Here is a 24,551-nt window from a genome sequence, read left to right on the forward strand (position 1 = left end):
AGTTATGAAAGCCCCCAACGCTTGCTGATTCTACTCGTAGATAAAGAAAAAGCCTGCAAGTAAACTTGCAGGCTCCAACATTTATTTAAATTTAGCAGAACTCCGATAGATAAAGTTTTATCTATTTCCTCCACCAGTACCACCAATTCCACCACTGCCGGGCTCACACTCATCAAAATTCTCTACGTGAATTTTAGCTTTTGCAGTCGCTTTCTCAGTTTTGTTGCAATAATATTTTTTCTTACCGCCTTTGTGGTCGTCATCATCCTTGTCATATTTGCCTTTCTTGCCCCACTTGTGATCGTCATCATCATCTTTTCCATACTTGCCTTTTTTGCCCCACTTGTGGTCGTCGTCATCATCTTTGCCGTACTTACCATATTTGCCTTTCTTGCCTCGGTCGTCGTTATCATATTTACCGTACTTGCCTTTTTTACTTTTACTGCTTTTACCCCACCAGGAGCCTCCTCCGCCCCAGTAACTTCCACCACTAATTTCACCTACTTCTGCGTATACAGCAATAAAAAGTTGGGAAAGGTCATCGCCAGAAGAAAGACCAACTTCACTTAATGGAATTGCAAATTCTAAAGGATCAACTTGTGCGGAATCGTAATCTTCATTTTCAACAAGATTATCTGTGTAAGAACTCTGAGATACATACAAATCAATTTCAGTAATTCCCCATCCTTCTATGGGTGTGACAATTACATATATATTATCGGCATCAACAGAATAGGAAATATCGCCTATTGTTTTACCCTTCTTTTTTGTTTTCAGCGTTAGGGTTTCTCCATCTGTACAGGTTTCTGCCTTAAAGGCATCGTCAAAACCTGCGGAGAGAACATCCTCGCTATATGGACTTGAAACATCACTGCAACCATGAATGATAAAGGTTGCGAGCAATAACATCCCCAAAAAGGCAGTTAACTTTTTAATACTTTTTTTCATGACTTTAAACTTTTACTTAGACTTGACTTTAGTGAGTGCTACTTGAAAAAACTTTACTTTTCCGGCAAGAATGATAAACCTATTTCAAGTACTTCGTAGTTAGAATTATTTAACAAAATCAATATTTTATACATTAGTTTTTTTTAATTAATACATTTTAATATTGATATTTATTATCATTTTTTAATTGAAATTTTCTATATAAATCTTCGGAAAAGACTGCACAATGTATTACTGATTCAATATCAGACAGTACAAAAAACACGTGCACAAGACGACCTGTCTAAACAGCAAGTTTTTGATTTTTCAAACTTTGCTTCACAAACCTTATTTTTAGAACAGAAATTAAAACTGTTCAATTGAATTATTTTCACATGAAGTTAGTAGACCCATCAGGCAAAGAAGTAACCAGTAAAGAAAACAAACGAGCGAAAGAGTTGGAGAAACAGCTCGATTCGAAAATTGAAAAACTACTGGAACCGGTTATTAATAAAATTAAACTGTCGGGAGCTCAATTACCTCAACAGCAATTTATGCAGCTAACATCTGCCGGGCATCAAATGTTATTTAACAGGATTGTCTTTAATCTTTTGATTAAATCAGGCGTGGAAGATATTTCCGAAGTTCTTACGGAAGATGACATTGAAGAACTCTCCACAAGTCTGAAAAACCAGTTACAGATTGTAGACCCTTCGGAACAGGGAGGAAATGCTCCTGACAATCAGCCTTGATTTTTCCAACTTTTTTAAACCTTTAATCTTAAATCCGCGAAGCTTAGAGAGCCTCGCGGATTTTTTTTATCCAAAAAACTTCCTCAAACAGTTATTTCTATTCGTCTGTTTTATGAGAGAACAACTTTAGAAAAAAGATGTAAAACCAATCGCAATGCCAGGACAAAGGCAATCATTCTATCGAAAGAGTGAAACAATCATAACTTTCTTTCACTACATTACTTAAACGGAGTTAAATCAAATAGGAGAAAATCGATGGAAACCAATTTCAAACATGCCGTTGTTGCACTGGACCAATCCGAAGCGAGTGATATTATCATTGACTCCCTTTCTTATCTGAAAAAACTGGGATTGCAAAAAGTAACGCTTGTTACGGTGATTTCTGTATCGTATAGCGGAGAGGGCGATGAAATAGACACGTCTCTGCAAGAAGAACAGCTCAACAATTATAAAAAACTTCTTGAGCATAAAGACCTGAAGGTTGAAACGGTTATCCAGGCTGGATCTTACGCGTTTGCCCCCACAGAAATTATCAAAACGGCTGATGCAAAAGATGCAGATTTCATCATTATTGGAAACCGGGGACAAAGCATGGTGGAACAAATGCTCTTGGGAAGTACAGCTTCTGAAGTTCTCCAGCGATCTCATTTGCCGGTTTTCCTTATCAATATGGAGATGGAATGGATTGATGAAGATAAAAATGAGCGGCGGCTGTATGTCACTCAATCATGTGAGAAAGCACTTGATCACGTTCTGCATGCCACTGACTTTTCCGATACGGCGGATCGCGCTTTTGAGGTTGTCCGGGATTTGGACAAACAAGGAAAAATTGGAAAGATCTCCTTGATTCATGTTCAAGGCCATCATGCTATTGCCCTGAAAGATCCGGTCAGTCATGATGAATTGATGCAGAAAAATGAGGAGAACCTGGAAGAAATGCGGAATACTTTGTCAGATCATACTCGTGAAAATTCTGAAATCATTATCACCTTTGGAACGGCCGGTAAAGAAATTATCCAGGTGATTGAAGAGCGGGGTGTTACCCTTGTTGTAATGGGCAGCCAGGGCAAAGGCTTCGTTCACGATTTCTTTTTGGGAGGCGTAAGTAGTCAGGTAACACGCTTTAGCAAAATTCCGGTACTGTTGATTCCGGCGGAAAGAGAATAATCTCCGTCAAAACCATCATCAACAAGAAACTATGCTGCAGAAACTTCTCTTTCCGGTTTTAAGACCGCTTTCAGGAAATATCCAACAAGAGTAGCTGTACCGCCAACCACGGCGGCAATTAAAAAAGTAGCAAGCAAAATAATCCAGGACGAGCCGACACCCATCATTTCTGCAATGCGGGATGAAAGGATTGATTCGTTCATAATGTCGATGTAGAGAGCCTGTAAAAACCAGGCAAAGCCTGTTGCAAGAAAACCGATAAAAAATGCTTTTAGTCCGCTTTTCAAAAACATCGCTCCAAAAATAATGGCAGGAATAATAATTCCCCACCAGGGGAAAAAGAGTGTGATCAACCAAGAGCAAAAAAGAATGGCTATAAAAGCACGCATCAGAATTATTTTTTGTTAACAGATCCAGTAAAAGTATATCGTTTTGCGACTAAATCTCAAACCGAAGAAATTGATGTAGTTTGGAAACAGGTTTCACAAATTTTAACGCTTCCGAAATTGAAGGTTAGCAAAGCAGCTATATTTTGAACTGAGTATGATTATTCTGATCTTTACAGGTACTTATTTTAAAGGTCTAAAACAGCTTAAAATATCTAATTACAAGGTGGTCTGAACATGGCAAAGGTTGAAGTTGAAATGCCCCAAATGGGCGAGTCCGTAATGGAGGGAACCGTCATCGAATGGAAGAAAAAAGTCGGTGACAAGGTTGAAGTGGATGAAACCCTTCTGGAAATCGCCACTGACAAAGTGGACACGGAAGTGCCATCACCTGAAGCCGGAGTTTTGGTAGAAATTCTTGTTGAGGAAGATGAAACCGTAGAAGTGGGCCAGACCATTGCTATTATCGACACGGAAGCAGATCCTTCTGAAGCAGATGCGGAACCTTCGGGAGAGGCTGAATCAAAAGAAGAATCCTCCGAGAAAGAGGAAAAAACTGAGACAGAGGCTGATGAGCCGGAAAAGACTGAAGATGAATCTGCTGATGAAGACGAGGGCGAGCGAATAGAAGTAGAAATGCCACAGATGGGTGAATCCGTAATGGAGGGAACCGTCATTGAATGGGCGAAGAAAGTTGGCGATAAAGTTGAAGTGGATGAAACCCTTTTGGAAATTGCTACCGACAAAGTGGACACCGAAGTACCGTCTCCCGAAGCCGGAACGCTTGTAGAAATTTTAGTGGAAGAAGGCGAGACTGTTGAGGTTGGCCAAACGATTGCCATTATCGCCACAGGTAAAGCCGCAGAAAGTGCAAAAAGCGGAGAGAAGAAAAAGGATGAGAAAAAATCTTCTGCCGAAAAACCAGCGTCCAAAAACGGAACATCTGAAGAATCTGAGAAAGAAGCGAAGGAAAGTACATCCAAGCCTCAGCGAAAAGGATCTGACGGACGATTCTATTCTCCACTTGTACGATCCATTGCAAGCGAAGAAGGTATCACACAGGAAGAGCTCGAATCCATTGAAGGAAGCGGTAAGGAAGGACGCGTTTCCAAAGAAGACATTCTTTCTTATGTAGAAGACAAAAAAGCCGGCAAGGTGAAAGCGCCATCCGGAACGAAAGGAAAAGAAGACATCGCTCAGGCTGCCCGGGAAAAAGGCAAGATTTCAGCGGGTGAGCTGGATGTTCATCGTCCGCACGAAAATGTTGAAATTGTGAAGATGGACCGAATGCGCAAGATGATTGCCGAGCATATGGTTCGTTCCAAGCAGACATCAGCCCACGTTACAACTTTCAGCGATGTAGACGTTACCAGCATTGTGAAATGGCGTGAAGCCAACAAAAAGAAATTTTACGATCAGACCGGTGTGAAGCTTACTTATACACCCATCTTTATCGAAGCTTTTATCCAGGCTATTGGCGAATTTCCACTCATCAACAGTTCGGTTGACGGAGACGAAATTCACCTCAAAAAAGACATTAACTTTGGATTGGCTGTTGCACTTGGCGAAGGTGGAAAAGGCGGCTTGATCGTACCGGTCATCAAACAAGCTCAAAACAAAAATTTAGCCGGGCTTGCCAAATCGGTTCACGATCTGGCGGACAAAGCGCGAACCAAAGATTTAAGTCCCGATGATCTTGTTGGCGGAACTATCACTCTTACAAATTATGGCAGTGTTGGAAACCTGATGGGTACTCCGATCATCAATCAGCCACAGGTTGCTATTTTAGGAACCGGAGTGATTGAAAAACGTCCTGTAGTTCTGGAAACGGAGCAAGGAGATGTGATTGCCATTCGACACAAAATGTATCTTTCCATGAGTTACGACCACAGAATTATTGATGGCGCTCATGGCGGTGCATTTATGAGCCGGGTAAAACAACTGCTTGAGAATTTCGATGCAGACAGAGCGATATAAATAATTCGACTCTTTTGATGACATCTGTCAATCATAAATCCTGGCGCAGGGGCGCAACTCGCGCCGGGAAACATGATGTAGATCGGGCAAGGTTGCTTACACTATCCCAAAAGAGTTTGTTAATTTTTGCTCTCATATCCTTTCTAACCTCATGCAGTTCCAACTATGACGAAATTGGATCATCTGCAGACTGGAAGGTTTCCCTGGGCGATAAATACAGCAGTCAGTATTCTCACCTCAATCAAATAAACCGCAATAACGTAGAGCAGTTAGAAGTTGCATGGACGTACCGAAGCGGAGAGGCCGATACCCTGGCAAATTCGCAAATCCAGGCCAATCCGCTAATTATTGACGGAACTCTGTACTCAACGACTCCAAGATTAAATGTTATTGCACTTGATGCCGCCACGGGTGAACCCAAATGGCGATACAATCCTTTTCCGGATACCGCAGAAGTAGTTACATGGCTGAATGTGAATCGCGGCGTAACTTATTGGGAAGATGGTAATGATAAGCGAATTCTGTTTACCGCCGGACCCGATTTATATGCTTTGGATACTTCAACGGGCAAACCAATTGAGTCTTTTGGTATAAATGGAAAGGCAAGCCTAAAGGCCGGTTTCGAAGAGCGAACCGAAGAGCTTTACGTGGTTACTACTTCGCCCGGCATTATTTACAAAGATCTGATTATCATAGGCTCGCGCGTTTCCGAGGGTGAGGATGCCGCACCGGGTGATATTCGGGCTTTTAATGTTCGAACCGGAAAATTGCAGTGGACATTTCACACCATCCCTCAGCCCGGAGAATTTGGATATGATACATGGGAAGACCCCGATGCCTGGCAAAATATCGGCGGAGCAAACAGTTGGGCGGGAATGGCTCTGGATGAAAAGCGTGGCATTGTGTACATCCCAACCGGTACGGCATCGCCTGATTTTTATGGAGGAAACCGAAAGGGCTCAAATCTTTTTGGCAATTCTCTCCTGGCTTTGGATGCAAAAACCGGTGAACGAATTTGGCACTATCAAACCGTCCATCACGACTTATGGGACCGGGATTTACCCTCAGCTCCGAACCTTGTAACCGTCACACATGATGGTCGTGAAATTGATGCCGTCTCCCAAACCACAAAAACTGGATTCGTTTTTCTGTTTGACCGTGAGACCGGCGAACCACTCTTCCCCATTGAAGAAGTTCCTGTTCCAACGGAGACAAATCTTGAAGGTGAGGAGATCTGGCCAACTCAACCAATACCAACGCTGCCTAAGCCATTTACGCGTCAGCATCTGCCCGACTCATCTCTCAATCCCTTTGTTTCGGAAGAGGTTCAGGCGGATTTGAGAAACCAGCTAAGCACATTAAAAAGAACGCACATGTATGAACCTCCTTCACTTGAAGGAACTCTTATCTATCCCGGCTATGATGGCGGAGCCGAATGGGGAGGAAGCGCGTTCGACCCTGAAACCGGCATTCTTTATGTAAATAGCAATGAAGTTCCGTGGACACTGACCATGGTTCCGTCTGAAGGCCGGGAAAATGGAACCGCAAATAATTCTATCACTTTTGGTGAGAATACATACATGAATTACTGTATCGCCTGCCACGGACCGGATCGTGAAGGTACCGGCAATAATCCTTCGCTTATAGGTGTTGATGAACTCTACACGCCTCAGGAAATGCTCGATCTGATCAACACCGGACGCCGAATGATGCCTGGTTTCCAATATCTCTCAGAAAACCGGAAAAAGTCGGTTATCAATTTTCTTATGGATGAAAATCACTTCGAGGTTGATTTGGCCTCATCCGACAAGCAGGAACTGACAAGTGAGCCTCAAACCAGTCCGTATGTAATGACCGGCTATCGCAAATTTCAAACTCCGGATGGGTATCCTGCAAGCAGTCCACCGTGGGGAAGGCTGAATGCCATCAATTTAAACACAGGTGAAATTGAATGGCAGGTTCCGCTTGGTGAATATCCAAAACTGGCTGATCAAGGCATTCCAACCACAGGCACAGAGAACTATGGCGGACCGGTTGTAACCGCAGGCGGACTCATTTTCATCGCAGCTACTCTAGACGAAAAAATACGCGCTTTCGATAAAGACTCCGGCGAACTGTTATGGGAATACAAATTACCGGTTGCCGGATATGCCACACCAAGTGTCTATTCTATTGATGGAAAACAGTATGTAGTTATTGCTTGCGGCGGAGGAAAACTGGGTACAAAATCGGGTGATTACTACATCGCATTTTCGCTCCCGAATTCATAGTTTTTAAGAATCGAATTCTGAAAATTTGAAAGGAAACCTCATGGACGTTTTTTCTGACATAACAGGTATACGGTCATTCGTCAAAAATCAAAAAAGAAAAGGGAAAACAATTGGGTTTGTTCCCACTATGGGATCTCTGCACGACGGACATCTTTCTTTAATGAAACTTGCCGGGGAAAAAGCCGATGAAGTGGTTGTCTCGATTTATGTAAATCCTGAACAGTTTGGCCCCAGTGAAGATTTTGAGGAGTATCCGCGTGAGCTGGAATTGGACTTGGAGAAATGCCAAAAAATGGGCGTTTCAGCAGTGTTTACTCCATCTGACGAAATGATGTACGGCCCCGAAAAATTTCTGAAAATTGAGGTTAATGATCTGAATAGATACATGGATGGCGGATCACGTCCCGGTTTTTTTGAAGGGATTTTGCTTGTTGTGAATAAGCTTTTCAACATTGTGGCGCCGGATGTTGCCGTATTTGGCCAAAAAGATATTCAGCAGTTTATCATTCTTCAGCAGATGGTAACCGAGTTCAACCACGATATAGAAATGGTGATGAACCCCATCATTCGCGCCAATGACGGACTGGCTTTAAGCAGCAGAAATGCCTACCTGAGTGAGGAAGAAAGACAAAAAGCGCCGGGGCTTTATCGAAGTTTACAATACATCGAAAAACAGATTTCTGATGGTGTTGATTCTCCCAAACTTTTATTAGATCATCAAAAAAGTGAACTTGAAGCAAAAGGTCTAAAAATTGATTATCTTAATGTCTTTGTCAGGAAAACGTTGACCCCTGCAGAAACGTTAATCAAGAAGGAACAATATATTATAGCCGGCGCCGTATGGTTAGGAGAAACCCGGCTGATCGACAATATTTTGATAGAATTTTAAAGAATTTCCGATATGAAACTTTCGATGTTTAAATCCAAACTACACCAGATGAGGGTGACGGAAGCCAATCTCATGTACGAGGGCAGCATCACGATTGATGAAGACCTTTTGGATATGGCCAATATTCTCCCTTATGAAAAAGTCTCTGTGGTAAATATTACTAATGGCTCGAGATTGGAAACATATACCATTCCCGGAGAAAGAGGAAGCCGTGTTTGTTGCATGAATGGCGCAGCAGCCCGCCTGACTCAGGTGAATGACCGTATCATTGTGATCTCTTTCGCAGAAATGGAACCGGAAGAAGCCAAACAACACAAACCAACCGTGGTTGTAGTAGACGAAAATAACAATCCTCAAAAAATTCTTGAACAATCTGTTCAGGGCCGGTCTTTTGATCTTGAAAGCGGCCTGATGGAACCTTCGAACTAGTTATTGTTTAGATCGAAAAAAAAGCCCGATTCGAAAATTCGAATCGGGCTTTTTTATTGGAAATGGTTTAAAACCGGACCATCGGATGAATGAATCTCTACTCCACAAAATCGGGAAGCACTTCAAAAAATCTGGCTGAAGTTTTAATTCCCCGGTGAAAATCCTTCAAAGAGAAACTTTCGTTGGGGGAGTGAAGGGCGTCTTTCGTCAATCCAAAACCCATCAAAATAGAATTCACGCCAAGCACTTTTTTGAAGTCGGCTACAATGGGAATGGATCCGCCTTCCCTGGAAAAAAGCACTTCTTTTTCATAGACATCCTCAAATGCTTTTGCTGCTGCTTTCAACCCGTAAAAATCCAAATCGATAACAACCGGATGTCCGCCGTGATGTTCCATCACATCAACCACAACCGTGTCCGGCACGATAGATTCAACGTATTCCTTAAACAGCTTCGCGATCTTCTTGGGATCCTGATTTGGCACAAGCCGCATGCTTACTTTTGCGTGAGCTTCTCCCGGCAGAACCGTCTTGGCGCCTTCTCCCTGGTAACCGCCCCACAATCCATTTACATCTAACGATGGACGAGCCGTCGTCCTCTCGTGGGTATTGTATCCCTTTTCTCCGTGAACTTCTTTCAGCTCCAGATTTTTTTTGAATGCTTCTTCATCAAAGGGCAATTCATGAATGGCGGTTCGTTGCTCTTCGGTCAGCGGTTCAACATCATCATAAAATCCGGGAATTTGAATTCGGCCATCTTCATCTTTTAGTTTCGCAATAATTTCACACAAGAGATTTGCCGGGTTTTCCACTCCTCCACCATAAACACCTGAATGCAGATCACGATTTGGCCCCGTCACTTTTATTTCCATATAAGCCAGTCCGCGCAAACCATACGTGATGGATGGCTGATCTTCTCCAAACATGGCCGTATCCGAAATCAAAACCATATCGCAGGAAAGCAGATCTTTGTGATCGTTTATAAAAGGTATCAGGTGTGGCGAACCGATTTCTTCTTCTCCCTCCAGGATAAATTTCACATTTACCGGTAATTCCGTACCGGTTTTCATGTAAGCTTCTACAGATTTTATGTGAGTGAAAGATTGGCCCTTGTCATCACTGGAACCCCGGGCATACACTCGGCCGTCTTTTATAGTCGGCTCGAAAGGCGGGGTTTTCCAAAGTTCATCGGGATCGGAAGGTTGAACATCATAATGGCCATAAACCAAAACCGTGGGGCGATCGTCATGCGGACATTTCTCCGCAGTTACTATGGGATGGCCTTCCGTTTCATGCAGAGTTACTTTATCCAAACCGATTTCTTCAAACTGGTTGACCAAAAATTCAGCGGCCTTTTTTACATCTCCTTTATTTTTTGATGACGTGCTTACGCTGGGAATGCGCAACAGCTCGAAAAGTTCTTCTTTATATTTTTCCTCGTTAGCGTCTATATATTCCTGTATACTCTTCATTTCCAAAGTCTGGATTCAATTCTTTTTTCATTTTTACAGATGATTGAAAGCCTGATTTTTTTATTCAGACTCAACCTTAAAATGTAAGGAATTGATGGCACTATTGCCTAACCGGGAGTTTGGTTTGACCAGCTTGAAATATATAGTCATAAGCAAAAAAACCGACTCCGCTTTGGAACGAATCACTCTACTACAACAGCCGTACCATAAACCAGTATTTCGGCCGCGCTGGTCATGATATAGCTCGTTGTAAAACGAACATCCACAACAGCATTTGCGCCGAGTGACCTGGCTTCATCAATCATCCGGTCGATGGCCTGCTCGCGGGCTTCCGCCATCATTTTGGTATAAGATTGAATTTCCCCGCCAATAATGCCTTTAAGAACGGCTAAGATATCGCGGCCAATGTGCCGAACCCGAATGGTATTGCCTCTCACCAGCCCAATCGTTTTTACAATTTTCTTACCCTGAATTTCGGAAGAAGTTTGAATCATCATCGTATTACATCTTTATATCGTTCATGTTTATCGAGATAGAGTTTTTCGCGCAGAAGAGATACGAGCAGGATAATCACCCCGGCCGCAACGGATACAATTGCGGCTTTCAGCCACCAGGCCAGCCCGGGATCCGTCAATACAGATGAAAGCATCATCCAGGCGGCGTAAAAAAGCAGAACAAGAGCGCCAACCGTAAAGAGAATCCAACCGATACCTCTTTCCACACGCGTAAAAACTGTGCGTTTATAATTGTCCCACAATTCTGGTTGTGGTTCTTTCAGTTTTGTTTGCGAAGTCATTTCCTTCATGGTTTTAAGTTGATGGTATTCTTCCGCCCACTCCGGCTGTTCGAGCAATATCTTTTTCAATTCGCTCTCTTCCTGCGGGGAACTTTCTCCGTCGATGGAAGCCATCATCAGGTTTCGGATATGATCGGATTCAGGAGTATTCATAACCAGCCTCCTCCATGTGAGTTTTAAATCGTTGTCTTGCAGTGTATAAACGAGACATCACGGTACCGACAGGAATTCCGAGCATTTCTGCAATTTCCTTATAAGAATATCCTTCAAGATCTTTCATCACGATAATTTCACGGTCGTTCACATCCAGTTTGGAAAGGGTTTGCTGAATCAGCCGATTTTCTTCTTCCCGCAAAACATCTCTCGATGGATTATTCTCACCTTTGGGTTCCGTCCAATATTCCAGCCGACTCACCGCCGTTTCTTTTCTTCTGGATTCATCCCTGTTTCGATTCAGGCAAAGGTTCTTCAGAATCGTGTAAAACCAAGGATATAACGGCCGGGAGGTATTAATACTTTTTCGTGCTTTCCAGACCTTAATAAAGGTTTCCTGCGAAATTTCAACCGCATCTTCATGATTCCTGAGAATAGCCAGAGCGTGGAAATATGCCGGTTTCATTAATTGATCGACAAGCTGCTGGAATGCGCCGGCATCCCCTCGTTTCACCCGCTCTACCAAATCCGTTTCAATATGAATGCGATTATTCACCGTGCAATGTTTGTTTACCAATCTTACACCAGGCCCGGGATTTTATTCATTTTTTTCTCTGAGATTTTTTTAAAGAGCTTAAAATCCCTCTTTTCAAAAAGTACTCTTTTTATGAATGATGTGCAGATTGTCCACAATCATCCATTCAAACAGGTAAGCAATCTATGTTCCCAAACCATTTTCTTCCCGGTCAGCAAACAGATTCACTGATCACGCCCTTCTAAAAAAGGAAAATTAAATCAAGTTTGACTAATGAAGGCCCTGCCAATTCTTCGCACGTTTTTCGCCAGCGGTAATTTCTACTTCCAATTGATTTTGAGGCGGCGGAAGCTCGCAGGTTGTAAACGTATTGTAGGCGCAAGGCGGATTATAAATCTTGTTGAAATCAATATTAGTGTAATGACTGCCTTCCGGAGGGAACTCCACATAAATATACCGGCCGGCCTGGTACGTTTCGGTTTTATTGGTCAGATCACCCACAATCATAAACATGTTGTCGCCACTTTCGATGGCATCCAGCGTAAAAATTTCCCCGTCAATACTAAACTCCAGGGTTCCTGGTGAAGCAATATCTACCTGCTGCCCCAACACATTTACGATCTGCATGGTACTGCCTTCCGGCTTAGGAATGAAGCGTGCTCTCCGATTCCAATTTTCATCAATAGGATAGGACTCAAAGCCCGTAAAATTATCCACTTTTTCATTTTCTTTATTGAAGAGGCGAATTCCAACCAGATTTTGCCGGACGATAATAAACCACTCCAGATCTTCATGTTCAACATGGGGCGTGTCTTGATTTTCTCCATCATACAATACCATTTCTGAAACCGGCTCTCCCTCATGGCTAATAGTTACCCCTTCCGCCACGTTTAAAGTCACTTTTCCATCTTCATATATCAGCGTTCCGGCATCATCGGGGATTGTCCCGTCGGGAAATTGAATATCCTGTTCGCCTCCGCTTCCAAAGCTGTTTTCTCCTTCATCCAGCCAAAACATTCCGGCAAGACGCAACCATCCGGTGGGTGACTTCAGGCTTTCGACACGATCCTGTTTCCAGGCCTCAACTTCCTGCACATAATTTTCAGAAACCCTCGCCGGACCCAAATCTATTTTTTTGCACCCGTTTAAAAATATTAGAATTGTAATTGCAAATACTGCAATGAATCGAATCATGAGAACACGTTGTGTTTAAAACTTAAAAGATAAAGGATAAGGCGGACTTAAAACATCATATTTTGAAAAACCTCAACACTGGAAGATAAAGAGTTTGAAAGGCTCCATTGTGATTAATTCTTTATTGAATGAAATCAATGATTACGGAAAAAGAACGTTGATTATTTTGTATGCCTTAACGCTTCAAATTGTATTTGGGTATAGAATCATTCATTTCTCGATTTGACCAAAATTCACATTATCTTTCATCTTCATTTTTCTAATTATAACCTTCATCCATGAACAAAAAAGTTCGAAAAAAGGCCAAAGAGCTTCACATTCCCACCATCAAACGCCACATTTTTTTGTGTGCGGATCAAACCAAACCAAAATGCTGCAAAAAAGAAATTGGCTTGAAATCGTGGGATTTTTTAAAAAAACGGCTGAAAGAATTAAACCTCGATCAACAGGGCGGCGTTTTTCGAACCAAAGCTAATTGTCTGCGTGTATGTAAAAAAGGGCCCATCGCGGTTGTTTATCCCGAGGGTGTGTGGTACCACTCCTGTACACCGGACGTTTTGGAGCGAATCATCCAGGAGCATTTGATTGGAGGGGAACCAGTTGAGGATTATCTCTTTGCGGAAAATCCGTTACTTTCAGAGGAGTGATCAAATTTAAGTAATCAAAGCATGGCAAAAATTCCGAGATTTATTAAACGGTGGCTTCCTGCAAAGGACGAGATTCCGGATCCTAAAAAAGCTATCTCTATGATCCGCCGGGAATACGAAGGAGCCCTGCTCGACAAGAAAAATGTAAATCCCAATCCGTTTGAACAATTTTCAAAATGGTTTGATGAAGCCTTGGAACACGTCTCTTTCGATGCCAATGCCATGACTCTTACAACAGTTGGCGAAGATGGACAACCGTCATCCCGAACCGTATTACTCAAAGGTGTTGATGAAAACGGCTTCGTTTTCTACACAAATTACCACAGCCGGAAAGGCCGGCATCTCCAGAACAATCCGAAAGTTTCAATCACTTTTTACTGGGCCGATTTGATGAGACAGGTTCATATAGAAGGAACTGCTCAAAAAACTTCTGAAGCACAATCAGATGAATATTTTAAATCCCGGCCGATTCGCAGCCAGCTAAGTGCGTGGGCTTCCAACCAGAGCGAGGAAGTGGAATCCCGTGCAGCCCTTGAAAAGAAAATGAAAGAGCTCGAGAAGAAATTTGGAGATGACATTCCCCGTCCACCACATTGGGGCGGTTTTTTAATTGTCCCCCACCGAATTGAATTCTGGCAGGGACGGCTGAACCGGTTACACGACCGGATTTGTTATTCGCTTGAGGATAATGAGTGGAAAATTATGCGGCTCGGTCCATAATTATCAATTGTCTACTGCTCAAAATCCAATGGCGGTGGACCGGGCGGAATCATTCCTTCATACACATAATCTCCTTTTCGCTCATCAAATTCGGCTTTCACGTCGCTTATCAACTCGGGATTTTCAAACAGATCCACCATTGTCATTGCCAAAGCTTTGGAAGCGTAAACCATTCCCTTGTGCCCGATAGACATCCCGCCGGTCGCCACTACCGCCCATGAATGCCACGGTGTACCTTTTGGAGCGGTTGTAACACCAAGGCGAATAGTGGGAGCCACAAAACTCACATCGCCCACATCGGTTGAACCTCCCATCGGGTGTTCGGCCGTCTCTTTCAACGGATTGATTTGCATGTCGATTCCAACCGTATCGCTGTTCGTTGCCTGCTGAATCTGTTTTGCAAAATCTTCCTCCTCCTTCGAATAATTAATTGTACCGAGAGCTTCCAAATTCTTTTGAAGTGCAGCGCCGCCCGTTCGGTTTGGCAGAACTTCATGAATGCCCGAAATCAAGGTGATTTTGTAATCTACGTTCGCCATCATCGCCGCACCTTCGGCAATTTTCTCTACCTGATTCCACACTTCCTGCATGCCTTCGCGCCGGGTATCCCGAACCCGGGTCCATATTTTTGAATAATCCGGAACCACGTTGACAACTTTTCCCGCATCCTGAATGTGATAATGAATCCGAACCGTCGGCTTGATATGCTCGCGGTACATATTGATTCCGTCCGTATAAAGCTCAAGCGCATCAGAGGCACTTCGCCCATTCCACGGATCCCCGGATGCGTGGGCCGCCTGGCCATAATATTCAACAAGAAAATCAACTAAAGCCAAACTGCTTTGCACATCGGCCTCCGTTTCATCACCGGGATGCCAATCCATCACCACATCCACATCATCAAACAGACCCGCGCGGATCATCCATAATTTCCCAAAAAACTTCTCCTCGGCGGGTGTACCGTAAAACCGGATTGTGCCTTCAAACTCGCCGCTTTCAATCAGTTCTTTAATGCTGGCAGCCGCTCCCAATGATGCAACTCCAAACAAGTTATGTCCGCATCCATGGCCCGGCTCGCCTTCAATCATCGGCTCTTTGTGCGGAACAGTTTTTTGCGATAATCCGGGAAGGGCATCAAATTCGCCCAAAATTCCGATCACCGGTTTTCCGCTTCCATATTCTGCTGTAAAAGCGGTAGGAATTTCACCGACACCGCGAGTCACACGAAAACCCTGTTCTTCAGCATAAGCAGCCAACGCTTCAGAAGACTGGCTTTCCTTGAATGCAATTTCGGCGTATTCCCATATGCGATCACTCAGGTTAGTCAATGCATCGGATTGATCTTCTATCGATTGAATAACAGCCTGTTTATTTTCATTGTTGATGGTTTGGCCGAATACAGGTTGAACGACCAACGCCAATATCAAAAGGAGCAGAGTTCTCATAGATGTTTTGGTTTGGATGAGATGAAATGAAATGATGTTTGTATATACCAAATCTCGCCCAAAGAAGGTAGGTTGTTTGCAAATGTTTGAAATCAACACGTAGATATTATTCATCCTCTGTTTTTCCCTTTATATTTATGAAACTTTACAAAAGCGGGTTGTTTTCGATTTCAATCGTCGTTCCTCTTTATTGCCCCAAAGGAATCCCTTTGGGGCGCTCAAACTGACGTCATATGGAGCGGAGCGAACTCGAAATATATTCGCTTTCCTAAAGTTATATTTAAGTGAATTTTTTGAAAAACATGTCCGATGTAATCATACCAAATCCTGCAATCGCTGCCATCGCCACTCCGGTTGGAGAGGGTGGAATTGCTGTCATTCGGGTCTCCGGGAAAAATGCGATTGAGAAAGTAACTCAGTGTTTTAAAGGCAAGAACCTTGCAGAAGTTGATTCCCACACGGTCCATTTCGGAAAAATCATCAACAAAAAGGGACATGTCGTGGATGAAGTTCTGGCGACCGTTTTCCGCAGCCCAAAATCATACACAGGAGAAGATACTGTAGAAATATCCTGCCATGGCGGAGTTTTGATTACACAAGCCGTTTTGGAAACCATTCTCGCACAGGGTGTTCGGTCCGCAGAACCTGGCGAATTTACTCAGCGCGCTTTTTTAAACGGGAAGCTGGAACTCAGTCAGGCTGAGGCCGTGGCCGATTTAATCCATGCCAAAAGCATCAAAGCTGTGGATGCGGCTCACCAACAACTAGATGGTCAGCTTGGAAAGCATATCAAAAAATTTCGCCAGCAAATTATTGACGCCACAGCAATGGTGGAACTGGAACTCGACTTTATTGAAGAAGATGTCGAATTTGCCAACAAAGAACAGCTTCGTGAATTGTTGGCGGAGTTGGATGCTGAGATTGGCAATCTGCTGGACACGTACGAAACCGGGCGGCTTGTGAAAGATGGCGTAAAAACTGTGTTTATCGGTCGGCCAAATGCCGGAAAATCCACGCTTCTGAATACTCTCGTTGGAACCGAGCGGGCGATTGTGACGGATATCGCGGGAACCACGCGTGATACGATTGATGCCGACTGGAGTTATGACGGACTTCTCTTCAAACTGATTGATACCGCAGGACTTCGCGAGACCGAAGATGTCATTGAGGCGGAGGGAGTCAAACGATCCCAAAAAGCATTTGAGCAAGCCGATCTTGTGGTGTACCTGAAAGATCTTTCAAAACCAATGAATCCGGATGAGAGGGAAGAAATTGCGGCGTTTCAAAAACGGGCATCTAAAACGCCGTTTCTTTTGGTTGGAAACAAGATGGATGTAGAACGAAAAAGCCAGGAAGAACGTATCCACTACGACTTGAAAATTTCTGCATTAGACGGCGAAAACATCGAATTGCTTAAAAAAGAGATGAAACAGCGGGCACTCGAGAATAAAGATTATGACACGTCGAGCCTGTTGGTCACATCTTCCCGTCACCGCGACAGCCTTCAAAAAGCACGGGAAAATGTTCAGCGAGCCATCCGGGCTCTCGAAAGCGGCATGACCGGTGATTTGTTGGCCATTGATCTGCGGGCTGCTCTAAAAGAGCTTGGTACCATTACCGGGGAAATTACTACCGAGGATTTGTTGGATTCGATCTTTTCGCGGTTTTGTATTGGTAAGTAATCTGAAATAAGTACTGCACGATTCAGATCAAAAAATGACTTCTTTTTTGAAAAATTCTACAAAAATATGAGAGTAAACCAAGAAAATTCATACCTTTGTACCTACTATAGATTGTTTCGCATTCGTCAGGAATCGATTATCTTCACACTATAATTTCTATATTACTTTCATACTTAGCTTTGGATTAATTTTTTATTAAAAAGTTAAACTGTTTTAATAAAAAATAACTATTATAGGTTTCTTTTTTGCTAATTGATGTAGACTTGGGGGAATGAAAAGGAGTCGATATATCAAATTTTTCGGGTTTCTATCCTGTTGTTCGATTGTCTTTATTCTTTTGACAGTTTTGCCTGTTCAGGCACAACAGGCTTCGTCCATTCTCTTCGAGAGTGATGGAAGACTTACATATATTTCCGATCAGGAAGGAAACCGAATACCGGATTTTAGCCATTCCGGTTATTGGGGAGGTGGTGTTCCGATCCCATATCCACCTGTACGAATTACTCTTCCCCCACAGACAGGTGATGACACCGCACGTATTCAGAAAGCTCTGCGTGATGTTGGCCAAATGCCAAAAGATGCTAATGGACATCGGGGTGCGGTGTTACTCAAACCGGGGGTTTACGAAATTAACGACAATATTAACCTTGGATGGGATGGCGTCGTGTTGCGGGGTTCCGGTTCGGGATCTGATCCTTCTGAAAATACCATCCTAAAAGTATCGAAACAGGTACGGGGTACGGTTCTCACGATTGGCAATACAGAAGCAAGCTGGTACCGAGACGAGATGGGGACCAACTCAGAAATAATCTCGGAGTTTGTACCTGTCGGTTCGCGCAATTTCGAAGTAATGGATCCCGATTTCTATGAAGTGGGTGATAATATCATTCTTCGTCACCACAGTTCTCAAGAATGGCTGGATGCCATTAATGGCGGCGGCACGGCTTCGGCACCGCCGTGGGAACCGGGCTATATTGAAATTTACTACAACCGGGTTGTTACCGGTAAATTGGGTAATACGATATCTATAGACGTCCCGATATATAACCATTTTGACCGAAGTTTGGCGACCACACGCGTCTATAAAGTGTTGCGCGATCAAATTGTGACCGAAGTTGGAGTTGAATACCTGCGAATAGAAATTAGTACTTCCGGTCCCGACTCTGAAGAACATGCTGATAATGCCGTAATGTTTGAAGGTGTAGAAAACGGATGGGCCCGCCACGTTACAACCATGCACTTTAGCGTATCAGGGTTTGGAACAAGAAACTCAAAAAATATAACCGTCCGGGATTCAAAAGCTCTTGAACCTCACTCTACTCTGACCGGTGAGCGCCGCTACAATTTTCAGGCATCACTTTTTTCTAATAGTATTCTTTTCGAAAATGTAACCTCAAGTAATGCACGTCGTTCTTTTGTATCAAACGGAACAAGCGTTGCTTCGGGAATTGTTTTTTTGAACAGCCGATCAATAGGAGCGCTAAATGCCTCCGAAGGCCACCAACGCTGGAGCCAGGGGCTTCTTTACGACAATATCACATTTGAAAATCCCCAAACGTACCTTGTTCTTGGTTTGTATAATCGGGGCGATATCGGTACCTCTCATGGATGGGGAGCCGTTCATTCCGTAGCATGGAATGTAGATTCCGGCGGTCAATACATCTACATTCAAAAACCACCAACCGCACAAAATTATGGAATAGGCAATAAAGGGACCGTAAACGGCGATGGCCTTTTTCATCATCCTACAGGATTCATAGAAAGAACCAATTCGGATGCTTTTCCTCAATCACTTTACGAAGCCCAGCTCGAAGAACGTTTGCAGTACGGCGTTCCACCAGACGCCCCCGCAAGACTTACGGTTTCAAATGAAGAGGTAAATCAGTTGAGCCTGAGCTGGTTGCATTCTTCTGTGAAGGATACGCGCTTTATCGTTGAACGATCAAACGACGGTGGAGTAACATTTGACCAAATTGATATAAGTGAAGACAACGATTCCTCATACACGGATAAAACGGTTGTAGAATACGTGTATCATTATCGGGTTCGGGCTGAGGATTCGAACGGAAAATCAGCTTACTCGAATGTGGCTTCCGCAGAACCCTTTTTTAACAACGGGTATATTGGTGATTTCCTTGTAACCACTCCCGAGGATTCGTCTCAATTTTCAATCGAAACCGATCCGGATGAATTGCTGACCTTTAGTTGGGATCAACCTGAGACTTTGCTTGAGATCGAATATACATGGATGCTGGACAGGTCCAGCGGTGATTTTTCAAATCCAATTGCTTCTATTTCGGCAGGCAATCTGAATGAAATCTCAACATCTTATCGGGAAATCATCAACATTTTGGGGGATGCCTCCATAACCTTCGATTCTGATCTTCCAATGATGTGGACGGTTAAAGCCAATTCAAAAACGATAGAAAAACAAGCCTCAAATGTCTATCACCTTACCTTCATCAAAAGAAAAGGATCGGATATATTAGACGAACCTGAACCGGGATCTGATCCGGAACCGATTTTCCCCGAACAAACAGAACTGCGCCAAAATTACCCCAACCCATTTAATCCGGTTACAACCATTCGATTTTACCTCTCGGAAGAGAGCAATGTAACCCTCGAAATTTTTGATATGTCCGGAACCCGTGTGGCGATTATTGACAGGGGCATGAGAGAAAGGGGATACCATGTGGTAAGATTTAATGCCAGTAATCTTGCCAGCGGTGTGTATATCTATCGCCTGAAGACCAAGAACCTGGAAACCACCCGGAAAATGACTCTCGTAAAATAAACTCTTGATTTAAAAAGTTCAGGAGTCCTGGAGATTCTCCATCATGTATTTTACAAGTCCCGTATTCGTTTTTATATCCAGTTTTTTGTGGATGTTTTTTCGGTGAGTATCAACCGTATACTTACTAATTTTTAGCCTTTTTGCGATCTGTTGCGAGGTTTTGCCATTTGCAATGAGTCTCAGAATTTCCCGCTCTCTTTTTGTCAGAGGTGATTGGTTCTCTACCATATCAGGATTTTCGAGCCATTTATTCACTTTTCCAGAAATGGAAGGGCTATAGTAATTACCTCGATTTACGAGTTTATTGATGGCCGTTACCAACTCCTCTTTTCCTGCTTTTTTGATAATGTAACCAGATGCACCCGCTTTTAGCATCTCGATAATTTCCTCTTCCTGGTCGAACATACTGAGTGCCAGTACGGGTATCTGTGGGCAGTTTTCTCCGAGATATTTTGTAGCAGCAATTCCATCCATCACAGGCATGCGGATATCTGTTAAAACGATATCCGGCAAAACTTTTTCTACAGCTTTGATCAAGTCCAGACCGTTTTTAGCCTCCGCTACAACAGAAATATCACGGACGTTTTCCAGAATGGATTGGATCCCATCAATAAACATCTGATGATCATCTGCTATTATAGCTTTTATCATGTTTTAATGATTGCTTTTACAACTCTTCATACTATATAAAAAAACAAAAGGTAAATTTACGAAAAACAAATATGCCTCATACACTCACCAACTTTTAAATAAGACACGAGCTTCTGTATGATATGGATTTGGAGCACTCACTTCCACAGCCCTCTTGCTTGACCAATACGAGTTTCGGGCAAATGTAAAAACTCTGGATCCCCTTCCAATTTCCTCGTCTTTTTCAACGTTCATAACAATAACTTCTACAGTCTCTCCTTCGACAATATCTACATCGAACACAAATCTGCGGGTATAAAAGCCAGTGGTTTCATTCTCAAGTAAATCATCACTAACAAAATGAAACGTATCACTGGAAAATTGAAAAATGATATCAAAATCAAAATCCAGATATTCCGTATTCAGATCTATTGCAATTGCAGCTGTTTTAAGATTTGTACTGGGCACGCTACAACTTGGAACCTGCAAAAATCCTGTTGAACAAGTTTCAGCCATAAGCCCCACGGCGGAATCAAAATGGTCGCACTCTTCCCGAATTCCATCCCAGGCTTTTTGCATGGTAGTGGGATTGCAAAATTGGCTTTCAATTTTCTCTGCCATGTGATCTATTGCTTCTTCACATTTGGTGCACTGGTCGTCACATTCTGCTCCGCCCACAAATAACATGAGAGGAATACTTAGTAGAAGGATTGTTTTTCTTTTTGTAATCATTTATGTCCCCGCTTTCCATTTGATAGTTTGAACTTGTACTTACTATGGATGAACGCCATTCATTTTCACATCAACAATACCTACCGGTAGGTATCTTTTTTAATTTCCTCCTTCTCCCTGATCAATCTGCCGCATAAAATTCATCATCCTTGGCAGGATGGATTCTGTTTCGGCAGAAGCTTCTGTATTTCCCCCAATTGTAAATGGAACATCTATCACAGAACCTTGTTCAGGCCCTCCGGTTCTACCCCCGACCTGTTGGTCGCCTTCCAGAATTCGAATAGTATACGTTCCGGTATCATCGGGGGCACTGATGACGGTTACGGTAGCTATGTACGATCCCGGAGAAAGCCGTAAAGGGTACGTTCTGGAGCCGCCTTCAGGTGTAGTTCCCAGATTTCCCTGCCCGGAGACGGAGAGTCCAAAAATATCATCCGCGGCACTTCCTGAATCATATAAAACAATAATAACGTTGAAATTGCCGGCACTTTCGCATCCTTCATCAATCAGTCCGTCACCATCGTTATCAATTCCATCACCGCATGTTTCGGTAGCGCCGGTTCCGCCCGCCTGTGTAATTTCGGGGTCGTCTCGTTCAGCAATCGTATCACCCTGATCGGCAACTTCCTGTTCGTCACAGCCAAATGTTTGAAGTTGATTCTCCATCATAACCAGGCCATCTCTGATGTCGTTAAGGGGCGGACCAAGCTGAGATATTTTTTGAAGGATGCTATTGATATCCAGCGAAATTTCTTCCAATGGGCAAATTCCAGCTTCAAGAATCAGGTCGGTACCTAAACCTGTGGCTTCATCAACAAGAAGTTCGTACTGGGCCAGAGATTCCTTAGCCCCGGCATAAGCCGCCGCGATGATATTATTTTCACATGGATTTGAATTTTGGTCATTGACCTCTTTCATGAACTTATTGAGGTTAGCCCGAAAACCGGCTGCCATCTGATTGCCGGTTGCCACGAGTTCATCGAGCCGTGCAAGGCTGGCTGCAAGTGCTTCCTCATCACAGAGCTCATCACCCGTTTCTGTAAGCTCGTCAATTGCCTCATCGATATTTACACATTTCCCCGAATCGCTAAGCTCGTATCCTTCTTCGGTATTACAGGCACAACTTCCGGTTTCTTTGTCCAGAATTTCACTGGGTTCGTTACATACCGTTTCTTCTTCTTCAACAGTAATGGAAGCGCTGGCTTCGAAACCCATATAGGTAACGCTGACCTGAAATTCACCGGCTTCTGTTGCTGTGAAGGAACTGGCAGGAGTCCAGTTAATACCATCCATTCCGGTAACATTTGCCGATGATTCATCTTCAAAAATTGCTATTGCTGAAAAATCTCTCATCTCTCCTATTTCCAGGGTAACTTCACTCGGGGAAATAGTAAGGCTGACGGGATTAAACAGATCTTCGATTTCAACTTTATTCAGTATCAAGGAAAGATTATCAAATCCCGGTTGATAAAACCGACTCTCATCATGGGCTGCTTCCTCTCCACTGCCAGCCTGAATTGTAAAACGTGAGTTTAACTGTCCCCGGGTTAGTACAAAATAATTTCCTTCCTCATCGGTTGTGGCATAACCTGTTCCTCCCTCTTCAACTTCAAGAACTACCGGCTCATTTGGTGCCGCTTCTCTGCCTGAATCCGTATCGCGAAAAACGGTGCCATTTACATAAACGTAGTTCGTTATTGCGTCAAGGACTCGCTGTATTTCATTACGTTTTTCCGATGAAAAAAGCCACAAACCAACAAAGGCATTCTCACTGTACGATAGAAGTGAATCCAACAAGTCCATAAGCTCCATTTCTTCAAGTATCTCTTGATACTGATGGTTTCCTTCGGACTCCCTTAGTTTCCCGTAGTCTTGTTTGGCTTGCTCAATAAATGTGTTGGGATTAGACTTCGCCTGTGATACCAAAAGTTCTGCCCGGTAGCCGGCGGAAATTTCGCCTCTGAATTGAGAAGGAAGAGCCTCAAAATAATCATAAACTGTTTGAAAAACGGGGGGTGCGATCCAACCCCTGTTTCTGCCAAGAGTTTGATCATAGACGAAAAAGTCCATTGCAGTACCGACAAAATTTTGAAAAACCTGAACATTGGATCCAAGAAGAGAAAACTGGCTGGTAACATCAAAATAGTCGATATTAGAGCGACCATCCTGTCCTTCAAAATTGTTTTCGAAAAAAATATTAGCGTTCGCGTAAGAACTAAAACCTCCGCCAAGATTCCCCTGGCGGGCTGTCTCAATTTTTCCTTGGAGCTCAACTAATTTCCCGGAGATTACTTCCACCGATTTGGCATATTCTTCAAAAATTGTGTTCATAGGAAATGGAAGTTTTCCAGCGGCTTCACCAATGGCCTCGCCAATCATGCGTAAGCCTCGTGTGGGGTCGCCCCTTGCACCTTCCGGATTGTATTTTTGAAACTGATCAGCAAAGTCAATCACATTTTTAGCATTTCCTACAATAGTAGCTGCTGTGCCAAAGCCCTTTTTTGCATTTCCAAGCATCTGAAATGCCCCACTCGATTCAAACTCATAAAGCATTTCTTCCATGGTCATTTTTGCGTCCATAACGGCTTCATGGGCTTCAATTCCCACAGACGCATACAACAGGTCGATATATTGCTGACATTCACGCCCTGTATCGCCCTGGCCGGTTACACATTCCCTAAATTGATTGTAACGCTGTTCCGTTTGTTCAATTCGGTTATTCACTTCACCCAGACTGCCCCCAAAATCATTTAGGATCTGTTTAGCTTCCTCCATTGCTTCTGCCGGGGTTTGTGCATATGAATGGTTTTGAAGAATAAAACCCTCTAATGAAATCTGGATCAGAATAAATATGATGAACAGAACAAGCTTCTGTGTCCGAAATCTATATTTAAAGAATATCGTCTGGCCACACACCTCTGATTCCCTGGAGTGATCCTTTCTGTATTTCATCAT

The 24,551-nt window shown here is 43.3% G+C and carries 21 protein-coding genes; 10 read left to right on the forward strand and 11 right to left on the reverse strand.

Features of this window, described 5'->3' with window-relative positions; translation table 11 throughout:
• Positions 1-117 precede the first annotated feature (117 nt).
• Complete coding sequence (locus L0B18_RS01840; RefSeq protein WP_234567431.1) at positions 118-948, reverse strand: hypothetical protein; 831 nt, start codon at positions 946-948, stop codon at positions 118-120.
• Between the two features lie 374 nt (positions 949-1,322).
• On the opposite strand from L0B18_RS01840, the gene L0B18_RS01845 reads away from it, so the two are divergent.
• Positions 1,323-1,679 carry a hypothetical protein gene (locus L0B18_RS01845; RefSeq protein ID WP_234567433.1) on the forward strand — a complete coding sequence of 119 codons (357 nt, stop codon included), beginning with the start codon at positions 1,323-1,325 and terminating at the stop codon, positions 1,677-1,679.
• Between the two features lie 255 nt (positions 1,680-1,934).
• On the forward strand, positions 1,935-2,846 hold the full coding sequence (locus L0B18_RS01850) for a universal stress protein (RefSeq protein WP_234567434.1): 912 nt from the start codon (positions 1,935-1,937) through the stop codon (positions 2,844-2,846).
• 29 nt (positions 2,847-2,875) lie between these two features.
• Here the strand turns inward: L0B18_RS01850 and L0B18_RS01855 are convergent, their stop codons facing one another.
• On the reverse strand, positions 2,876-3,235 hold the full coding sequence (locus L0B18_RS01855) for a hypothetical protein (protein ID WP_234567435.1): 360 nt from the start codon (positions 3,233-3,235) through the stop codon (positions 2,876-2,878).
• A 234-nt stretch (positions 3,236-3,469) separates the two neighbouring features.
• On the opposite strand from L0B18_RS01855, the gene sucB reads away from it, so the two are divergent.
• The 4 genes from sucB to panD are packed head-to-tail and all read left to right on the forward strand — an operon-like array spanning position 3,470 to position 8,797.
• Complete coding sequence (gene sucB, locus L0B18_RS01860; RefSeq protein WP_234567436.1) at positions 3,470-5,209, forward strand: 2-oxoglutarate dehydrogenase, E2 component, dihydrolipoamide succinyltransferase; 1,740 nt, start codon at positions 3,470-3,472, stop codon at positions 5,207-5,209.
• 17 nt (positions 5,210-5,226) lie between these two features.
• Complete coding sequence (locus tag L0B18_RS01865; RefSeq protein WP_234567437.1) at positions 5,227-7,479, forward strand: outer membrane protein assembly factor BamB family protein; 2,253 nt, start codon at positions 5,227-5,229, stop codon at positions 7,477-7,479.
• Between the two features lie 40 nt (positions 7,480-7,519).
• Positions 7,520-8,368 carry a pantoate--beta-alanine ligase gene (panC, locus tag L0B18_RS01870; RefSeq protein ID WP_234567438.1) on the forward strand — a complete coding sequence of 283 codons (849 nt, stop codon included), beginning with the start codon at positions 7,520-7,522 and terminating at the stop codon, positions 8,366-8,368.
• 12 nt (positions 8,369-8,380) lie between these two features.
• Entirely contained in the window at positions 8,381-8,797 is a 417-nt protein-coding gene (gene panD, locus L0B18_RS01875; protein WP_234567439.1) for an aspartate 1-decarboxylase, read from the forward strand.
• Between the two features lie 97 nt (positions 8,798-8,894).
• On the opposite strand, the gene L0B18_RS01880 is transcribed toward panD, so the two are convergent.
• The 5 genes from L0B18_RS01880 to L0B18_RS01900 form a co-directional block, all read right to left on the reverse strand.
• Entirely contained in the window at positions 8,895-10,268 is a 1,374-nt protein-coding gene (locus L0B18_RS01880) for a dipeptidase (protein ID WP_234567441.1), read from the reverse strand.
• 182 nt (positions 10,269-10,450) lie between these two features.
• Complete coding sequence (locus L0B18_RS01885; protein ID WP_234567442.1) at positions 10,451-10,765, reverse strand: YbjQ family protein; 315 nt, start codon at positions 10,763-10,765, stop codon at positions 10,451-10,453.
• A complete protein-coding gene (locus tag L0B18_RS01890) occupies positions 10,762-11,217 on the reverse strand; it encodes a hypothetical protein (protein WP_234567443.1) in 456 nt (151 codons plus the stop codon). The genes L0B18_RS01885 and L0B18_RS01890 overlap by 4 nt, the downstream gene beginning before the upstream one ends.
• The gene (locus L0B18_RS01895) at positions 11,204-11,773 is read right to left on the reverse strand and encodes an RNA polymerase sigma factor (protein ID WP_234567444.1); all 570 of its coding nucleotides are present in this window, start codon (positions 11,771-11,773) and stop codon (positions 11,204-11,206) included. Before L0B18_RS01895 ends, L0B18_RS01890 begins: the two co-directional genes overlap by 14 nt.
• A gap of 249 nt (positions 11,774-12,022) precedes the next feature.
• Complete coding sequence (locus L0B18_RS01900) at positions 12,023-12,946, reverse strand: DUF1684 domain-containing protein (RefSeq protein WP_234567445.1); 924 nt, start codon at positions 12,944-12,946, stop codon at positions 12,023-12,025.
• A 278-nt stretch (positions 12,947-13,224) separates the two neighbouring features.
• Here L0B18_RS01900 and L0B18_RS01905 point away from each other — a divergent pair, with 278 nt between their 5' ends.
• Positions 13,225-13,593 (forward strand): (2Fe-2S) ferredoxin domain-containing protein, encoded by a 369-nt coding sequence (locus L0B18_RS01905; RefSeq protein WP_234567446.1) that lies wholly within the window; start codon positions 13,225-13,227, stop codon positions 13,591-13,593.
• 99 nt (positions 13,594-13,692) lie between these two features.
• Entirely contained in the window at positions 13,693-14,313 is a 621-nt protein-coding gene (pdxH, locus tag L0B18_RS01910; protein WP_370647521.1) for a pyridoxamine 5'-phosphate oxidase, read from the forward strand.
• 11 nt (positions 14,314-14,324) lie between these two features.
• Here the strand turns inward: pdxH and L0B18_RS01915 are convergent, their stop codons facing one another.
• Complete coding sequence (locus L0B18_RS01915) at positions 14,325-15,758, reverse strand: amidohydrolase (protein ID WP_234567448.1); 1,434 nt, start codon at positions 15,756-15,758, stop codon at positions 14,325-14,327.
• 302 nt (positions 15,759-16,060) lie between these two features.
• Between L0B18_RS01915 and mnmE the strand changes: the two genes are divergently transcribed.
• Both mnmE and L0B18_RS01925 read left to right on the forward strand, forming a co-directional pair.
• Positions 16,061-17,440 carry a tRNA uridine-5-carboxymethylaminomethyl(34) synthesis GTPase MnmE gene (mnmE, locus tag L0B18_RS01920; RefSeq protein ID WP_234567449.1) on the forward strand — a complete coding sequence of 460 codons (1,380 nt, stop codon included), beginning with the start codon at positions 16,061-16,063 and terminating at the stop codon, positions 17,438-17,440.
• Positions 17,441-17,777: 337 nt separating this feature from the next.
• Positions 17,778-20,234 (forward strand): T9SS type A sorting domain-containing protein, encoded by a 2,457-nt coding sequence (locus L0B18_RS01925; protein ID WP_234567450.1) that lies wholly within the window; start codon positions 17,778-17,780, stop codon positions 20,232-20,234.
• An 18-nt stretch (positions 20,235-20,252) separates the two neighbouring features.
• On the opposite strand, the gene L0B18_RS01930 is transcribed toward L0B18_RS01925, so the two are convergent.
• The 3 genes from L0B18_RS01930 to L0B18_RS01940 all read right to left on the reverse strand — a co-directional run bounded on the left by L0B18_RS01930 (position 20,253) and on the right by L0B18_RS01940 (position 24,551).
• Entirely contained in the window at positions 20,253-20,885 is a 633-nt protein-coding gene (locus L0B18_RS01930) for a response regulator transcription factor (protein WP_234567452.1), read from the reverse strand.
• An 84-nt stretch (positions 20,886-20,969) separates the two neighbouring features.
• Positions 20,970-21,596, reverse strand: coding sequence for a hypothetical protein (locus L0B18_RS01935; protein ID WP_234567454.1), 627 nt, complete (start codon positions 21,594-21,596; stop codon positions 20,970-20,972).
• A 99-nt stretch (positions 21,597-21,695) separates the two neighbouring features.
• The gene (locus L0B18_RS01940; RefSeq protein WP_234567455.1) at positions 21,696-24,551 is read right to left on the reverse strand and encodes a hypothetical protein; all 2,856 of its coding nucleotides are present in this window, start codon (positions 24,549-24,551) and stop codon (positions 21,696-21,698) included.

This window comes from Rhodohalobacter sp. 614A (assembly GCF_021462415.1).
Classification (GTDB): domain Bacteria; phylum Bacteroidota; class Rhodothermia; order Balneolales; family Balneolaceae; genus Rhodohalobacter.

Excerpts from the sequence above, each read along its gene's own strand:
- L0B18_RS01840 (WP_234567431.1), bottom strand. The coding sequence starts at position 948 with ATGAAAAAAAGTATTAAAAAGTTAACTGCCTTTTTGGGGATGTTATTG.
- L0B18_RS01845 (WP_234567433.1), top strand. The coding sequence starts at position 1,323 with ATGAAGTTAGTAGACCCATCAGGCAAAGAAGTAACCAGTAAAGAAAAC.
- L0B18_RS01850 (WP_234567434.1), top strand. The coding sequence starts at position 1,935 with ATGGAAACCAATTTCAAACATGCCGTTGTTGCACTGGACCAATCCGAA.
- L0B18_RS01855 (WP_234567435.1), bottom strand. The coding sequence starts at position 3,235 with ATGCGTGCTTTTATAGCCATTCTTTTTTGCTCTTGGTTGATCACACTC.
- sucB (WP_234567436.1), top strand. The coding sequence starts at position 3,470 with ATGGCAAAGGTTGAAGTTGAAATGCCCCAAATGGGCGAGTCCGTAATG.
- L0B18_RS01865 (WP_234567437.1), top strand. The coding sequence starts at position 5,227 with ATGACATCTGTCAATCATAAATCCTGGCGCAGGGGCGCAACTCGCGCC.
- panC (WP_234567438.1), top strand. The coding sequence starts at position 7,520 with ATGGACGTTTTTTCTGACATAACAGGTATACGGTCATTCGTCAAAAAT.
- panD (WP_234567439.1), top strand. The coding sequence starts at position 8,381 with ATGAAACTTTCGATGTTTAAATCCAAACTACACCAGATGAGGGTGACG.
- L0B18_RS01880 (WP_234567441.1), bottom strand. The coding sequence starts at position 10,268 with ATGAAGAGTATACAGGAATATATAGACGCTAACGAGGAAAAATATAAA.
- L0B18_RS01885 (WP_234567442.1), bottom strand. The coding sequence starts at position 10,765 with ATGATGATTCAAACTTCTTCCGAAATTCAGGGTAAGAAAATTGTAAAA.
- L0B18_RS01890 (WP_234567443.1), bottom strand. The coding sequence starts at position 11,217 with ATGAATACTCCTGAATCCGATCATATCCGAAACCTGATGATGGCTTCC.
- L0B18_RS01900 (WP_234567445.1), bottom strand. The coding sequence starts at position 12,946 with ATGATTCGATTCATTGCAGTATTTGCAATTACAATTCTAATATTTTTA.
- L0B18_RS01905 (WP_234567446.1), top strand. The coding sequence starts at position 13,225 with ATGAACAAAAAAGTTCGAAAAAAGGCCAAAGAGCTTCACATTCCCACC.
- pdxH (WP_370647521.1), top strand. The coding sequence starts at position 13,693 with ATGATCCGCCGGGAATACGAAGGAGCCCTGCTCGACAAGAAAAATGTA.
- L0B18_RS01915 (WP_234567448.1), bottom strand. The coding sequence starts at position 15,758 with ATGAGAACTCTGCTCCTTTTGATATTGGCGTTGGTCGTTCAACCTGTA.
- mnmE (WP_234567449.1), top strand. The coding sequence starts at position 16,061 with ATGTCCGATGTAATCATACCAAATCCTGCAATCGCTGCCATCGCCACT.
- L0B18_RS01930 (WP_234567452.1), bottom strand. The coding sequence starts at position 20,885 with ATGATAAAAGCTATAATAGCAGATGATCATCAGATGTTTATTGATGGG.
- L0B18_RS01935 (WP_234567454.1), bottom strand. The coding sequence starts at position 21,596 with ATGATTACAAAAAGAAAAACAATCCTTCTACTAAGTATTCCTCTCATG.
- L0B18_RS01940 (WP_234567455.1), bottom strand. The coding sequence starts at position 24,551 with ATGATGAAATACAGAAAGGATCACTCCAGGGAATCAGAGGTGTGTGGC.